The organism is Neobacillus sp. CF12 (genome assembly GCF_030348765.1).
Taxonomy (GTDB): domain Bacteria; phylum Bacillota; class Bacilli; order Bacillales; family Cytobacillaceae; genus Neobacillus.
The window spans coordinates 3,105,710-3,119,705 of the sequence record NZ_JAUCEU010000007.1 but is presented as its reverse complement, the minus strand read 5'-3'; the positions used below and the strand labels follow the sequence as shown (position 1 = coordinate 3,119,705).

Below are 13,996 nucleotides of genomic sequence, written 5' to 3'. Positions count from 1 at the left end.
ATAAAGAGGTGTGAAAAGTGGCAGAAAATAAACAGGGAAGTATTGCAGCCGAAATAAAAGCAGATGGCTCGTTTAACCGCCAAAAAAATAGATTTGATACACCGTTTGGATGGGGTAAGGGTGAATTGCCAGTTGAGGCTGGACGATATCGGCTATTATGGTCAGCCGTCTGCCCCTGGGCACATCGTTCAGTAATTGTCAGAAGTATTCTTGGTTTAGAGGAAGTAATCAGTTTAGGGACAGCTAGTCCGATGCGTCCCAAACTTCCTCATGTAGACTGGGAATTTTCTTTAGATGAAGAAGGAGTAGACCCAGTATTAGGAATTCGCTATATGAGTCAAATTTATAAGAAAACAGATCCTGATTATTCGGGGAGACCAACTGTTCCGGTTATTGTCGATGTTAAAGAACAAAAAGTTGCGAACAATGATTATTTTAAACTAACAAACTATCTAGAAACGGTTTGGGCACCTTATCATAAGGAGAATGCTCCAGATTTATATCCAGAATCTTTACGTAAAGAGATTGATGCCTTAAACGATGTTATTTTCCATGAAGTGAACAATGGGGTATATAAGTGTGGCTTTGCTCAATCACAGGAAGCCTATGAACAGGCTTATGATAGGTTATTTGCAAGATTAGATGATTTAGAGGATCGTCTTTCGAACCAACGTTTTTTATTTGGGGATTATATTACAGACGCGGATGTTCGACTATATGCTACATTAATTCGCTTTGATGCAGCGTATTATTCAGCGTTTAAGACCAATCGTAATCGAATCGTTGATTTTCCTCATTTATGGGGTTATTTACGCGATTTGTATCAAACTCCTGGTTTTGGTGATACCACTGATTTTGATGCAATTAAAAGGCATTATCATCTATCAAACCATATCGCTAGTAATGATCAAAAAGGACATAATAGCATTTTGCCAAAGGGACCAGATCTCACTGGACTCCTTTCTGAGCATAATCGCCAAGAACTTAGTAACATAGAAGAAAAGTTTCTTATTCGGTAAGGGGGGAGAAGAGGGAATGTTTATACGCAAAGCGATTGAAAGTGAACTTTCATTTATTCGAGAACAGAGAGTTGCCGCATACCAGGAGCATGCAGCCAATATCCCTGACGGTCATTGGCAGGCTTTGAAGCAGGCAATCTCATCAAAGGCAGACACACAGCCAGGTGTTGAATTGATCGTAGCCGAAGAGGATGGTGTGATTTTAGGAAGTGTCGCTTTGTTTCCAGCAAAAATAGATGCGTATGAGGGGAATGTAGAGAGTGTTGACTATCCTGAAATACGAATGCTCGCGGTTTCTCCAGAAGCGCGCGGCAAGGGAGTGGCAACAGCTTTGATTTCAGAATGTATTAAACGCTCAAAAGAGAAAGAGCATCAAGCTATCGGGCTGCATACAGGCGAATTTATGGAAAAAGCGATGAAATTATATGAGAGCTTTGGTTTCGAACGATTACCACAATACGATTTTGAACCTGCAGATGACGGTATTGTTGTAAAAGCGTATCGTCTATCTTTTGAATGAACAAGAATAGATAAGATCTGTTTACTTACGAACGTAGGCAGAATTTAATTGACAGAATATTAACTATACTACTATAATATAACGTATGTTATTAGTCCCTGCTATATAATCAGTAGGGGCTTTTTTATTATCAGAAAAAGTAGGAAGTGCAATTATGGAATTACAAAAAAGTTTACTGCCGCGGCATATCCGTTTGATGGCACTCGGAGGAGCAATCGGTACTGGTATATTTAAAGGAACTTCAGAAACCGTTTCGATTGCAGGGCCAGCTGTTATTTTTTCTTATCTGTTTGCAGGCTTATTACTCCTTGTTGTGATGAGTGCAATTGCCGAGATGGCCATCGCCTTCCCAGGGGTGAATATGAAAGGGTTTATTCATAAGGCTTTTGGAACAAATGTGTCTTTTGTAATCGGATGGCTATACTGTTTTATGTGGTTAGTTGTGTGTGTGATTGAAGTAATAGCTGCGGGAAGCTTTTTGCAATATTGGTTTCCTACAATGTCTTTATGGTCCTTAAGCTTTATTAGTGCTATTTTCATTGTGGCTATTAATTTTATGAATGTAAAACGGTACGGTGAGTTTGAGTTTTGGTTTGCCGGAATAAAAATTACGATGATTGTTTTATTTGTTGTTTTGGGTGCCGGTATATTATTTGGAATTATTCCGAGCAATCAAACAGACTATTTTCAAAATTATGTACAACATGAGGGTTTCTTCCCGCAGGGCTGGACAGGGGTATTCTCTGCCTTGTTAATCGTCATTTTTTCATACGGCGGTACTGAACTTATTGGATTGACTTTAACAGAAACGAAGGATGCAGAAAAGGTATTGCCTAAAGTGATTAAAGGAGTTATTTGGAGAATTGTAATCTTCTATACGCTCCCAATTCTTATCATTTGCGGATTAATTCCATGGAATGAAATCGGAAATCAAGCAAGTCCGTTTGTGCAAGTCTTATCTGCAGTCGGTTTTGATGGGTCGGCTCATATCATGAACTTTGTCCTTATAACGGCTGTATTGTCTGCGGCTAATTCTGGAATTTATGGGTGTACACGTATGATGCATTCTTTAGCAGCAGAAGGGGAAGCCCCCAAACTATTTTCATATGTTTCTAAGAATGGTGTTCCATTATACAGTGTAATCGTGAGTGGTATTATCCTTATTGGCGGAACTTTTGTTGCGTACTTTTCACCTGATCGTGTGTTTGGATATTTAATGGCCATTCCTGGTTTTACGGTATCATTGGTGTGGATTAGCATCTGTTTAGCGCAACTGAAGCTTCGCAAAACATATACAAGGTTACCGAGTTTTAAAGTTTGGGGATTTCCGTATGTTACCTCATTTACTGCCATAACGTTAAGTATTACCTGTTTGGCATTTGCTTTTAGCGAACAGAATCGAGCGAGTATGTTTGTATGTTTAGGAATGCTGGTTATCTTACTGCTGTGTTCATTTTTTAGAAAAAAATAAAAGAATTTAATCAAAAAAAACCTTGTCATTTAGTAATGGCAAGGTTTTTGATTATGTTTTTGAAGTTGCGGCAGGTACTGTTTTTATTTTATAGATGAAGTAATAATATTTATAAATAATAACACCTGCCAGCATAACTCGGACCATGATACTTTCAAGTATGAAAAAGGGAATGGCGATCATTGCATCAGCAAATAACAAAATCGTTAGTTTTTGTTTTAATGTCATCGATCGCTCTTTTACAAAAGTCTCCAAATGACGTTTGTAAAGAGTTGTTCCTTTAAACCAGCGTTCAAATCGTTCTGAACCTTTCACGAAGCAGTAGGAGGCTAATAGTAATAACGGTGTTGTCGGTAACACCGGCAAAATAAGACCCAAAACTCCTAAGCCGAGGGCAATAAAACCGATAATAATATAGAGAAGTTTTACAATTTTATTCATATCTCTTAATCCCCTGTTCGGTAATGTACATCTATAGTATACCACTTAAAAAAAGGAAGTTTTATGACAGAATAAGTACATTAAAACAGTTTCAACCACCATTATGTTAAAATGGTGGTGTTAGAGAATGGGGGTTCAAAAATTAATGATTACTTTTTATAAAATGATCGTAGTTTTACATATTTTCTCAGCAATCCTAGGAATGGGGCCAGGATTTATCCTGACAACCGTGGTAAAGTCGGGAAAGACCATGACAGAATTAAGGCACTCCTATGCTGTTAGGCATAAGCTGCATATCTTTGTGATGGTGGGCGGTACGCTGCTACTCGTAACAGGATTAATCATGGGCTTTATGAATCTGAGTTTATTTCGAATGGGCTGGTATGTAATAAGTCTAATTCTTTTCTTAGCGGCATTGGCAATTGGACCGCTTGTGCTATCACCTAGGTCTAAACCCGTAAAGGCTTTACTAGCTTCTCATCAGGGCGAGGAAATCCCAGAAGAGTACTATCGTTTATCAAAAATTCTATTCCGATATGAACACCTGGAAAATGCTATTTTCATTGTCATTATCGCTTTAATGATATTAAAACCATTTTAAATAGAAAAAAAGGTATGGGAGCCATACCTTTTTTACATTCATATATCCGAAAATAGATAATCTATTACGGCAGGTATTCTTTTTTTAAATGAAGTATAGTTGTGCTCTCCATTAACAATCGTTACGTAGCGGGTATCCTCTATTTTACTTTTCAAAATTTCATAGACAGATTGAATCATGTCTGTAAACTGGTTATTCAGTTCTTGATCATCCGTGATTTCATTCGTACCAAAATCGATATATACCCTTTCAACTGTAGAAAGGTCCGAATTCTTAACGAATACCTCGATTTCCTCTTGGTTACGATAAAATCCTGGAGATAGTGCAGCAATTCGTTTAAAAATATCTGGATAACGGCAGGCGGCATATGTAGTAATAAGTCCTCCTAATGAAATTCCTGCCATTGAAGTATGATTTTCAAGAGTTCGATAGTTACGGTCTATTAATGGTTTAAGCTCATTTACAATAAAGTCCAAGTATTGTTCACCTTTACCGCCAGATGAGCTGCGGTGACCAAGTATTTTCTCGGCGATTTTTCCAGTAACCCATGGGCAGTATTCGTTAAAGCGTTCTTCTCCTTCAGGATTTAAATCGATTGCTACCACGATTATATCGACTTTGTTTTCATCTAAGTAATCTTTCAAACGTAAAGATACACCTTTAATGGCACCTTGATCTTCAAAAACATTTTGCCCATCGTGCATATATAATACGGGGTAGCGCTTGGTTGATTCGTCATAACTCATAGGCAGATACACTGTGATCATTCTTTCTTGATTAAATGCTGACATTAAAACATTAAATTTTTCTATCACCTGTTCACCTGCTATTCTGTATATTCTTTTTCATTAATTTACCATAGTACTTGGTGTTTAGGGTAAATAAAACAGGCTGGTGAGAACTATTTTTCTCACCAGCCTGAGGGAAGTTATTTATTCCCTAGATGAATCAATTATACCCACCAGAATGGGCGTCTTCTGTCGTCTCTTCTGTCGTCTCTTCTATCGTCTCTTCTGTCATCATCGCCTTGAATTCTTACTCTATCAGCACGGATAATAACTTCTTCTGCATCAATAAAGACTCTTCTGACTTCTCTGCGATCATCATCATCACGACGTCTTCTTTCATTAGACATTCCATATCCCCCCTTTCATACTTGTACTATAAAATATGCTTGTACAAAAATATGTGATTGGACAAATTGCACATATTTTCGATTGTAATAATTATATTAAGGCTAAGAAGGAGTTTTGTTTTGCCATGTGGAAATAAAGTGAAAATAAAGGATTATAGATGTTATCAGGATTAGGAGATGATCAATATGGATGTAGTTGAAAAGGCGCTCGAGATAGCTAGTAAGTATCATGAAGGACAATATCGGAAAAATACCGATATTCCCTATATTATTCATCCTGTTGCAGTCGGTATGATGTTGTTGAAAAACGGATATAGTGAGGAAATCGTTGCGGCAGGTATTTTACATGACACTGTTGAGGACACAGCACTAACCCTTGAAGAAATTAAAAGTGAATTTGGGGCAGAGATTGCTAAAATTGTTGAGGGAAGTTCTGAACCTGATAAATCACTCGCTTGGAAAGATAGAAAAGAGCATACCATTGCATTTTTAAAAACAGCTTCAGAGGATATCCGTGCTGTTGTTTGTGCAGATAAACTTCATAATATCCGTTCAATCATTAGAGATTATGAACTAGTTGGTGAAGAGGTCTGGGATAGATTTAATGCAGGTAAAGAACAACAAAAGTGGTACTATACCAATGTAGTTGAGAGCTTGGCTGCACAATCCACTTTTAAATTATGGACAGATTTAAGATATGAAGTTGATAGACTTTTCAAGGAGATAACTTAGGATGAAGGAATATTTGGTTCATACATATGAGGAAGCAATAGATGTTATTAAAGAAATTGGATTCCTGCCTTTGGCAAATCTTATCCCTAATTATCCATCACTCGATAGTATTACTGCGAAAAAAAATTGGTACACCGGTTCCGAGTTGGATCCATGGCTTTGGCGAGCTAAATTTCCTATTGATGGAGCAGCGGCATATGGAAAGTTTATTAAAAAGAAATCTGTATTGATTTCTAGCGAGCTATTGCCGTTGTTTCGTGCAATTTTAGGGTCTCCATTACCTGTTAGTGATCGATATCAAGACGGAGTAATCTCAAGGGAAGCAGTAGAACTGTATTTGCTAATTAGTGAGAATGAAGGAATAGACACAAGATTATTGAAAGTCCAAGCAGGAATGAAAGATAAAGAAAAGAAGAAGGCGTTTGATAATGCCTTACTGGAATTGCAAAGTTCAATGGACATAGTTGTTTCTGGAACGAAGGCAAAAACAAACGAGGCTGGAGAGAAAAATGGCTGGAACAGTACCTCTTTTGAAACAATGAATTACTGGGCAGAGAATCATGGACTTGATGAAAGTTTGATTGAAAAGGAAGATGCGAAAATGAAGTTAAGAGATCATTTTGCTGCCATTTGCAGTCCGGATGCAATGAAAGCTTTTAATAAATTATTTGGATTTTAGAGGTAGTCTTGAGGACTTCCTTTTTGCTGTCATTATGAGAACGGCACGTAAACCCATCTACATCATATTTTTTTAAACAGTCCGTGATAGGAGCATGTCCCCACTTTCCTACAACATCATATTTTATATAAAAAGGAGATGAAAAAATATGAGTAGTAGGAAAAAGCCATTTTCTCTCTGTATTTTTCCAGGGTACAGATGGTGCGGGCCAGGATGTAGTGGACCAGGAGCACCTATAAATGATGTTGATTCCTGTTGTTATAAACATGACCTCTGTCTCGAACGTGGAAACTCCCCTTGTTATTGCGATAAGCGATTTATGGACTGCTTACGTTCCAAAATAAATCCACGAACAAAAAAAGGCAGACAGGCAAATTTGATGTACAATTTCATGAAATTAAAAACAAGTTTCACTTGTGTTCATCATAAGAGATGTTAACGACCTTCTAAACATGCTCTTTTTTCTAATTTACAAATCCATTTATAGAAACCTAATACGATAAGTAGAAGGAAAGGGTCAAGGATAGCGGCATGCCAAAGCTTCCACCAGCCATAATGAAAATAGCCCCAAGGCTCTGGAAGGAGTGTAATAATTTCGTATAGTAAGATAGCGATAACGAAAAGAAATAAGAAAGAAAATTTCATTAGCCATTTTCTTTTATAAGGAAACCAATTTAAGAAAATCATATTCACTGGTGGAATTAAGAACACATGGGGCAGGATTCCACGCCAGTCTACTTCTTTGTCGAAGTACCAATAAGCATGATATTTGAACTCGATAAATATATCGAATAGTAATTGAAATGCAATCGTAAATAACCAAATGTGAAGAATTTGATTACCTGTTAGTCTGTTATTTGTTTTAAACCCTATAAAGTTAAAGGTAACAATTGCAATTAAAAGTCCTATCATAACATTTCCCTTTTTTATGTTAATATGTCCAATATGGAAAGTACTATCCAAAATATGTCTTGTGGTAATGAAAAAACGTAAATTTTTAACAATCATTACTATATAGTTTTCCTATTAATATGTTTGATATAATAATGATGAGAAGTAGTGTCCGATGTAAGGTCACTGCTTTTTCGTGAACGTAAATATAGTTGGGTAATCCATTAAAATATAGAAATAAATGAAGGGAAGGAGTAATTTCTACAGCTGTGATTATTTCAGTCAGCTGTCAAGCAGCAGGCAGGACTAATCGGTTAGGTTAGTTGGGAGATGAAATATGTTAAAGAGATTTGAATCACTTAATGATCTTAAGATACGCATTTATCTGTGGGTAGTACCTTGTATTATCATTTCTCTTATTTCTAATACACTTCTACAAAATAGTAATGCCATCAATAAATTTGATTTTACAATAAATAATACTCTCGCAATATGGTTTATCATAAGCTGGTTTTTACTATATAAACGATATTTTGTTCGATTTACTGAATTCTCCAATTTGGCTTTAGTCAGTTTTTATCATGTAACAACCTTTTTTGACGCTGTTCGCAATTATATGGTGATATCAGGCGGTTCTCTAGGGGATTTTATTATCTGGATGCCGATTATTACCTTATTCTTTTTCTTAACTTTAGGAACTAAACAGGGGTTATACTATTCCATTGTTATATTTCTTACAACCTTTGTGTCTGGCATTATGTATCTTAACAATCTTTCGTCAGAATCGATTGATTCACTAGGACAGTATTACTTTGCTAATCTAGTTTACATTATTGTTCTTTACTATGCTCAGCATGTGTTTAAGACTTATGCTGATCTTGAAATGTTTAAAAAGCATGCTTACTTTGATTCATTAACAAGAATTGCTAATCGTCTGCGAATCGATGAATGGCTTGAAAAAAAGCTCAAGGTATTTGAAGATAAGAAGGAAGGATTTTCAATCATTTTCTTTGATATTGATCATTTCAAGTCAGTCAATGATAACTTTGGACATAAAATCGGTGATGAAGTATTAGTAGAGTTAGCAGAACTCATCCAACAGGAGCTTAGCAATCGGGAGCTTTTTGGACGTTGGGGCGGGGAAGAGTTCATTATTATTTCTAATACAGTCGGTGAAGATACGGTAAAGCTTGCGGAACATCTTAGGAAGGCAGTTGCTGAACATAGTTTCGTAGGAGCTGGGAAACTAACAGCCAGTTTTGGGGTTACAAATTCTAAAGCAGGTGACACCATTGATACTTTATTAAACCGGGCGGATAAAGGTTTGTATCAATGCAAGAACTGTGGGAGAAATCAAGTTAGTTATATAAAGTAAAGGGTTGGCGCTATATGGCACCATCCCATATTTAATTAGCTAATCCCAATTATTAAAAATAACTTCGCCTATTGTCTCTGGTTTCCAGTAGGTGATTTGTTCTAATTCGGCTTTCGATAAAGTTGATAAATGGTCTGCTGTTAATGCTCTATTTAAAATTTCCTTTGATAGAACAGTATAGAAGACATTGAATGTCGCTGCCATGTCAGGAAAATCAAGAAAAGTAAGACTATCGATTGAAGAAGCGAAAGCCAGAAAAGGATAATGCTTATTTAGCAGTACAAAATTTATTTCACCATGATAGTCATACTTCACTGTATAAAAGTTTCGGTAAGAGTTTTCCTCAGTGGTACTTTTTACTTTACCGCCTAATTGTCTAATAATGGCGTAACAATGTTGAATAAATTCAGTTCCATCGGTAATCGGGAGCTCTTCTTCCTTTAATGACCGATAACCTGTTATACCTAATGGGAGATTCAAAGGCATCACCTTTCTATTCTTCCTTTAAAGGAAATTCTGCACCACCAACTATAATTCTTCCATTTCTTACATCAATATTCCCTTCTGTTTTTCCATCCTTCGAAATAACGTGGACGATATATGTTCCTTCACCAGGATAGTAGGCAATGTCAGTTATTTTAAAGGATTCCTCTGGATAATTTTTCTCAAGGTAGGCAGCTACTTATCTCCCTGCTTTTTTCTTTTGTGGCGGTGTTTCCATTAAAAAAGAAATAAACGAAACCAGACAAAAGGAGCACGACCGTAATAAGTGAAAATAAAATAGCTTTTACCTTCATTTTTACACCCCTTATATTAACCTAATACTATTGTATTTTCATCATAGTGTAAAATTACACCATTTGGTACTGTTTTGGTTGAAAAATAGTAAAAAGGGCAAAAAGGGGCCTGGTACACGTGTACCAGGCTAAATTATGGGAAGTTTTTAAGAATAAGGTTCCTAAAACCTAAGTCCTAAATAAGTTATCTTTATAATAAGATAAACTTTTGTAGAAGTTATAGAGAAGTTATGTGGAAATTATGAAGATGACAAGTTTGTAAAAAAGGGAAAAAAAAAGGATTGGTACCCGGGTACCAATCAAATTATGGGAAGTTTTTAAGAATAAGGTTCCTAAAACCTAAGTCCTAAATAAGTTATCTTTATAATAAGATAAACATTTGTAGAAGTTATAGAGATGTTATGTGGAAATTATGAAGATGAAAATTTTTTTTAGATTGAAAATGGATGAAAAATCTAATAATAAGTTGACCCGTTTAATTTATTATTAGGAGATGATTTTATGAAAAAACACGTATCAAAATTCATGCTTTTGTTTCTCTCATTTGTATTAATCTTCCCGTCCTTCACAAATGCGGAAGGGAACAAACACGCAGAGAGACAAATTCAGCCGCAAAATCAAAAAGCCGCCCAGTTTAAAGCAGAAATGAGAAAGCTTTGGATGGAGCACAATTTTTGGACAGAAAAGTTTGTAGTAAGTTCAATTGCAGGTCTGGGGGACCAAGAACCGGTGCTGGCAAGATTATTGAAAAACCAGGCTGATCTAGGGAATGCCATTAAACCCTTTTACGGAGAGGCTGCTGGTAATGAGCTTGGACAATTATTGAGAGAGCATATACAAATTGGCGGTCAAGTAGTATCTGCTGCAAAAAGTGGTAATCAGGCTGATTTCAAAAAATACAATGCTGCATGGTTTAAAAATGCAGATGATATTACCAATTTTTTAACGAAAGCAAACCCAAATTACAATAAAAAAGAGTTAAATGGAATGCTCTATATGCACTTAAAACTGATCACTGATGGTGTGGTTGCAAAACTCAATAAGGATTGGAGAGCGAATATTGAGGCGCTTGACAAAAATGAGGAACATTTACTGCATATGTCAGATGCGATTGCAGACGGAATTATCAAACAGTTTCCAAATAAATTTTAAAAAAATGGAGTCACCAACATGTTGTTGGGACTCCATTTTTTTTAATGTGGTAAAAATGCTAGCTGATAAAAGAACAATACGGCGAAAACATAGAGAAGCGGGTGAACCTCACGCCATTTTCCTTTCGCTATCTTAAGAAGCGGATAGCTGATGAAACCAAGCGCAATTCCGGTTGCAATGCTCGAGGTTAACGGCATACTCAGAATCACAAGGAATGCAGGAAAAGCCTCATCTAATTCATCCCATTTAATTTTTGCGATACTTCCCATCATCATGCTTCCGACAATGATAAGAGCCGGAGCCGTAATCGCAGAAATACCTGAAACGGCACTAACAAGAGGGCCGAAAAATGCCGATGCAAGAAACAAAGCTGCTACCGTAAGGGAAGTTAGCCCTGTTCGTCCTCCAGCAGCAACTCCTGATGTGGATTCAATATAGGCGGTTGTTGGACTAGTACCAAACATCGCTCCAATTGATGTTGCAACGGAGTCAGAGAGCAATGCTTGACGGGCACGCGGCAATTTTCCATTTTTCATTAAACCAGCTTGATTGGCAACACCTATCATGGTGCCAGTGGTGTCAAAAATCGTTACTAAAATAAATGAAAAAACAACGGCATATAAACTGTGCCCAATGACATCACTTAAAGCTGTAATAGGGTTCCCAATAATCAATCCTTCAGGAAGAGAAGGAAGTGATACAAAACCTTGATCAAAAGAAAGTTGGTTCGTAAAGAAGGCGATGAAACCGGTAATGATCATTCCAAAAAATAAAGCCCCGTTGATTCGCAGTGCCATCAGAATTAATGTAATAGCCAGTCCGACTATTGCAAGCAGTGCTGAAGGAGATTTCAAGTCACCCAAACCGACAAGATTGGTAGGATGAGCAGTAATAATCCCAGTCATGCGCAACCCAATAAATGCAATAAACAAGCCAATTCCTGCGGTAATCCCGTGCTTGAGGTTATCAGGAATTGCATCAATTAATTTTTCTCTGAAAGGTGTTAAAGACAAGATAACAAAGATAATACCGGCAATAAAAACAGCAGCAAAGGCTGTTTCATAGTTAATATTTTGCGCGCCGCCAACGACTGAATAGGCGAAGTATGCATTTAGCCCCATTCCAGGTGCAATGGCGATTGGATAATTTGCGAATAATGCCATCCATAGTGTTCCAATAACTGCAGAGATAATCGTTGCTGTGAATACTTGTTCAAATGGTACACCTGCATCGGCAAGAATCACTGGGTTCACAACAACTATGTAAACCATTGTAAAAAAGGTTGTAATTCCGGCGAGTAGCTCTGTTTTTGTATTTGTTTGGTTTTCTTTTAGTTTAAACATAGGATTCCTCCAAAAAGCGAACGATTTTTTAACAACCTTTATATAATATTCGTTTTCAGTGGGAATTTCAATCTTTCTTATGGAAAAGAAAATCTGCTCGATAAATTGATTATGAAAAGGATAAAAAAAGTAAAACCTTTTTCCTACTTAATAGTCTAATATTTAGTCACAGGGATTAAAGGGGGCGGGGTGGGAATAACACTATTTTCTGTTGAATATATAAACAATATGGCGTTATTCCTTTTTATTATTACAATCAGGAGGAGATGAGATGTAATGTTATCTAGACAATTAATCATCTATTTTATGCTTTGTTTAATTGCAGTTGTTATGGTAAAGGAGTTCTCATTTAGTCCTGAGTCTTTCTCAGGAAACGGTAATCCTGTGATTCTTATTTTTCCTTTTGTGCTGTTGACGTTTTCCTTGTTTGGCTATGAATTATTTCTAAAACTGAAAGACGCTTCTTTTAAAAAAGTCACTTACCGAAACATTGTTGTTGCCTCCTTAATCGTCCTAATTGCTTCCAGTATAATGGAATTTTCTTATTTTAATGATGTCATTCAGAAATTAGGCGGTCCACCCACGAATGAAAATTCGCGGATATACCAATTTCCATGGCTAAATCAGTATACGAATACGATCTTTGTTAACTTTTATACCTTCCTCATTTATGCTTCAATCCTTACTTTCTTAACATCCATATATCGATGGATAAAACAGTAATCATTTTTATATGATCCGGCATCTCCTTCCTTTTTAAAACTCCTTTAATATACCTTGTTATTATTTTTCTGTTATAGAGATTTTTCTTTAAAAGAAATGTTTTTTGTTGTTGTTGTTTCCATAAAATTTGCAATATAATAGGATTAAAGATGTTCACAGAATCGTCAAATTTATGACTTTGAAATATTAGAAATAGGGTAAACCTAAAAGGGTAAGATATGGAGGGAACTTAAAATGATTCGAATGGCTGTTGCGGGTGTTTTGGGTTTTGTACTAATTTTTATTGAAAGCTTGATTGTTATGAAATTAAAAGGGTACCATGGAATTGAGTTTGGAGGGTTAGCACCATTTATTAACGTATGGGCCATGAATTTCTTTCTTGTATTTGCTATCCTTACTCAAATAACAAATTGGTATCAAGATCGAGTTGGTTTTGAAAACGGAGAAGAAGATAATATTTATTAATAAAAAACGCCTCAATCATTTTGTGATTGAGGCGACTTTTTTGTTATGCATGTTGTTTTGCTGTTTCTTTCCCTTTGAAAACAGTTTTACGGATGAATGGAACTACCCAGCGGTCAAGACCAACACGGCCTGCGTTGTAACCAGCAGTTAAGATAATGAAGCCTAAGAAAATGTCAGTCGGGTTATGAGATACAGTTCCTGCTAAGAAGAAAGAGAAGTTCATCACTAAACCAAAGAACATTGCGGCAGTTGTTAAACATCCTAACATAAGGCCTAAACCAATTAATGTTTCGCCCCAAGGCACGATGAAGTTGAAGACATCAATGTTTGGTATTGCAAAGCTTTCTAGGAAGTTAACGTACCAGCCGTAAACCATGTTGCCATCCGGACCTTTTACTGGATTCGCTACTGCATTTTTTAAATAACCTGAAGCATCGAAACCGCCTGTGATTTTACCGAAACCAGCTGTGAACCAAGCGTATCCAAGGTATAAGCGAATGATTGTTAATATAGCTGCTGAAATTTTATTCTCTCTTAAAAAATGGTTAAACATAATGTACTCCGCCTCTCAATAAATAGTTTGTATTTGATAGTTTCACTATATAAGAATTTTGTAATTAACAACATGACCATAGTGATAAGTTCACAATTT

Annotated in this window: 17 protein-coding genes and 1 pseudogene; 10 read left to right on the top strand and 8 right to left on the bottom strand. The window is 36.3% G+C overall.

The genetic code is table 11. From position 1 onward, the window contains the following. Positions 1 to 17 precede the first annotated feature (17 nt). The 3 genes from QUG14_RS14810 to QUG14_RS14800 all read left to right on the top strand — a co-directional run bounded on the left by QUG14_RS14810 (position 18) and on the right by QUG14_RS14800 (position 3,010). Positions 18 to 1,019, top strand: a complete 1,002-nt coding sequence (locus QUG14_RS14810; RefSeq protein ID WP_289341301.1) for a glutathione S-transferase family protein — start codon at positions 18 to 20, stop codon at positions 1,017 to 1,019. Between the two features lie 16 nt (positions 1,020 to 1,035). Beyond that, positions 1,036 to 1,539, top strand: a complete 504-nt coding sequence (locus tag QUG14_RS14805) for a GNAT family N-acetyltransferase (RefSeq protein WP_289341300.1) — start codon at positions 1,036 to 1,038, stop codon at positions 1,537 to 1,539. Between the two features lie 154 nt (positions 1,540 to 1,693). Beyond that, positions 1,694 to 3,010 carry an amino acid permease gene (locus QUG14_RS14800; RefSeq protein WP_289341299.1) on the top strand — a complete coding sequence of 439 codons (1,317 nt, stop codon included), beginning with the start codon at positions 1,694 to 1,696 and terminating at the stop codon, positions 3,008 to 3,010. Positions 3,011 to 3,061: 51 nt separating this feature from the next. Here the strand turns inward: QUG14_RS14800 and QUG14_RS14795 are convergent, their stop codons facing one another. After that, positions 3,062 to 3,451 (bottom strand): DUF454 family protein, encoded by a 390-nt coding sequence (locus QUG14_RS14795; protein WP_289341298.1) that lies wholly within the window; start codon positions 3,449 to 3,451, stop codon positions 3,062 to 3,064. Between the two features lie 127 nt (positions 3,452 to 3,578). On the opposite strand from QUG14_RS14795, the gene QUG14_RS14790 reads away from it, so the two are divergent. Then, positions 3,579 to 4,052, top strand: a complete 474-nt coding sequence (locus tag QUG14_RS14790; protein ID WP_483310728.1) for a DUF2269 family protein — start codon at positions 3,579 to 3,581, stop codon at positions 4,050 to 4,052. Between the two features lie 38 nt (positions 4,053 to 4,090). On the opposite strand, the gene QUG14_RS14785 is transcribed toward QUG14_RS14790, so the two are convergent. Together QUG14_RS14785 and QUG14_RS14780 are read right to left on the bottom strand one after the other, a co-directional pair. After that, positions 4,091 to 4,867, bottom strand: a complete 777-nt coding sequence (locus QUG14_RS14785; protein WP_289341297.1) for an alpha/beta hydrolase — start codon at positions 4,865 to 4,867, stop codon at positions 4,091 to 4,093. Between the two features lie 137 nt (positions 4,868 to 5,004). Further along, positions 5,005 to 5,187: a hypothetical protein gene (locus tag QUG14_RS14780; protein WP_289341296.1), complete on the bottom strand. Its 183-nt coding sequence runs from the start codon at positions 5,185 to 5,187 to the stop codon at positions 5,005 to 5,007. Between the two features lie 186 nt (positions 5,188 to 5,373). Between QUG14_RS14780 and QUG14_RS14775 the strand changes: the two genes are divergently transcribed. Both QUG14_RS14775 and QUG14_RS14770 read left to right on the top strand, forming a co-directional pair. Next, the gene (locus tag QUG14_RS14775) at positions 5,374 to 5,919 is read left to right on the top strand and encodes an HD domain-containing protein (RefSeq protein WP_289341295.1); all 546 of its coding nucleotides are present in this window, start codon (positions 5,374 to 5,376) and stop codon (positions 5,917 to 5,919) included. Position 5,920: 1 nt separating this feature from the next. Beyond that, positions 5,921 to 6,598, top strand: coding sequence for an AlkZ-related protein (locus QUG14_RS14770; protein WP_289341294.1), 678 nt, complete (start codon positions 5,921 to 5,923; stop codon positions 6,596 to 6,598). Between the two features lie 435 nt (positions 6,599 to 7,033). Here QUG14_RS14770 and QUG14_RS14760 read toward each other — a convergent pair whose 3' ends face one another. Further along, entirely contained in the window at positions 7,034 to 7,510 is a 477-nt protein-coding gene (locus QUG14_RS14760) for a hypothetical protein (RefSeq protein WP_289341292.1), read from the bottom strand. Positions 7,511 to 7,826: 316 nt separating this feature from the next. Between QUG14_RS14760 and QUG14_RS14755 the strand changes: the two genes are divergently transcribed. After that, positions 7,827 to 8,864, top strand: coding sequence for a GGDEF domain-containing protein (locus QUG14_RS14755; protein WP_289341291.1), 1,038 nt, complete (start codon positions 7,827 to 7,829; stop codon positions 8,862 to 8,864). A gap of 39 nt (positions 8,865 to 8,903) precedes the next feature. Here QUG14_RS14755 and QUG14_RS14750 read toward each other — a convergent pair whose 3' ends face one another. Continuing rightward, entirely contained in the window at positions 8,904 to 9,344 is a 441-nt protein-coding gene (locus tag QUG14_RS14750; RefSeq protein WP_289341290.1) for a hypothetical protein, read from the bottom strand. 13 nt (positions 9,345 to 9,357) lie between these two features. Further along, positions 9,358 to 9,531 (bottom strand): annotated as a pseudogene (locus QUG14_RS29885) (YfjL-like protein); the annotation flags it as partial. Positions 9,532 to 10,162: 631 nt separating this feature from the next. On the opposite strand from QUG14_RS29885, the gene QUG14_RS14745 reads away from it, so the two are divergent. Further along, positions 10,163 to 10,813, top strand: coding sequence for a glycosyltransferase (locus tag QUG14_RS14745; RefSeq protein WP_289341289.1), 651 nt, complete (start codon positions 10,163 to 10,165; stop codon positions 10,811 to 10,813). A 41-nt stretch (positions 10,814 to 10,854) separates the two neighbouring features. Here QUG14_RS14745 and QUG14_RS14740 read toward each other — a convergent pair whose 3' ends face one another. After that, positions 10,855 to 12,156, bottom strand: a complete 1,302-nt coding sequence (locus QUG14_RS14740; protein WP_289341288.1) for an NCS2 family permease — start codon at positions 12,154 to 12,156, stop codon at positions 10,855 to 10,857. A gap of 276 nt (positions 12,157 to 12,432) precedes the next feature. Between QUG14_RS14740 and QUG14_RS14735 the strand changes: the two genes are divergently transcribed. Further along, positions 12,433 to 12,879, top strand: a complete 447-nt coding sequence (locus tag QUG14_RS14735; protein WP_289341287.1) for a hypothetical protein — start codon at positions 12,433 to 12,435, stop codon at positions 12,877 to 12,879. A gap of 234 nt (positions 12,880 to 13,113) precedes the next feature. After that, positions 13,114 to 13,344 carry a hypothetical protein gene (locus QUG14_RS14730; protein ID WP_289341286.1) on the top strand — a complete coding sequence of 77 codons (231 nt, stop codon included), beginning with the start codon at positions 13,114 to 13,116 and terminating at the stop codon, positions 13,342 to 13,344. A gap of 43 nt (positions 13,345 to 13,387) precedes the next feature. Here the strand turns inward: QUG14_RS14730 and QUG14_RS14725 are convergent, their stop codons facing one another. Then, complete coding sequence (locus QUG14_RS14725; RefSeq protein ID WP_289341285.1) at positions 13,388 to 13,897, bottom strand: DoxX family protein; 510 nt, start codon at positions 13,895 to 13,897, stop codon at positions 13,388 to 13,390. Positions 13,898 to 13,996: the final 99 nt, after the last annotated feature.

Coding starts and splice junctions, on each gene's coding strand:
- QUG14_RS14795 (WP_289341298.1), bottom strand. CDS start 3,451: ATGAATAAAATTGTAAAACTTCTCTATATTATTATCGGTTTTATTGCC.
- QUG14_RS14780 (WP_289341296.1), bottom strand. CDS start 5,187: ATGTCTAATGAAAGAAGACGTCGTGATGATGATGATCGCAGAGAAGTC.
- QUG14_RS14775 (WP_289341295.1), top strand. CDS start 5,374: ATGGATGTAGTTGAAAAGGCGCTCGAGATAGCTAGTAAGTATCATGAA.
- QUG14_RS14730 (WP_289341286.1), top strand. CDS start 13,114: ATGATTCGAATGGCTGTTGCGGGTGTTTTGGGTTTTGTACTAATTTTT.
- QUG14_RS14790 (WP_483310728.1), top strand. CDS start 3,579: ATGGGGGTTCAAAAATTAATGATTACTTTTTATAAAATGATCGTAGTT.
- QUG14_RS14725 (WP_289341285.1), bottom strand. CDS start 13,897: ATGTTTAACCATTTTTTAAGAGAGAATAAAATTTCAGCAGCTATATTA.
- QUG14_RS14755 (WP_289341291.1), top strand. CDS start 7,827: ATGTTAAAGAGATTTGAATCACTTAATGATCTTAAGATACGCATTTAT.
- QUG14_RS14800 (WP_289341299.1), top strand. CDS start 1,694: ATGGAATTACAAAAAAGTTTACTGCCGCGGCATATCCGTTTGATGGCA.
- QUG14_RS14770 (WP_289341294.1), top strand. CDS start 5,921: ATGAAGGAATATTTGGTTCATACATATGAGGAAGCAATAGATGTTATT.
- QUG14_RS14760 (WP_289341292.1), bottom strand. CDS start 7,510: ATGATAGGACTTTTAATTGCAATTGTTACCTTTAACTTTATAGGGTTT.
- QUG14_RS14805 (WP_289341300.1), top strand. CDS start 1,036: ATGTTTATACGCAAAGCGATTGAAAGTGAACTTTCATTTATTCGAGAA.
- QUG14_RS14745 (WP_289341289.1), top strand. CDS start 10,163: ATGAAAAAACACGTATCAAAATTCATGCTTTTGTTTCTCTCATTTGTA.
- QUG14_RS14735 (WP_289341287.1), top strand. CDS start 12,433: ATGTTATCTAGACAATTAATCATCTATTTTATGCTTTGTTTAATTGCA.
- QUG14_RS14740 (WP_289341288.1), bottom strand. CDS start 12,156: ATGTTTAAACTAAAAGAAAACCAAACAAATACAAAAACAGAGCTACTC.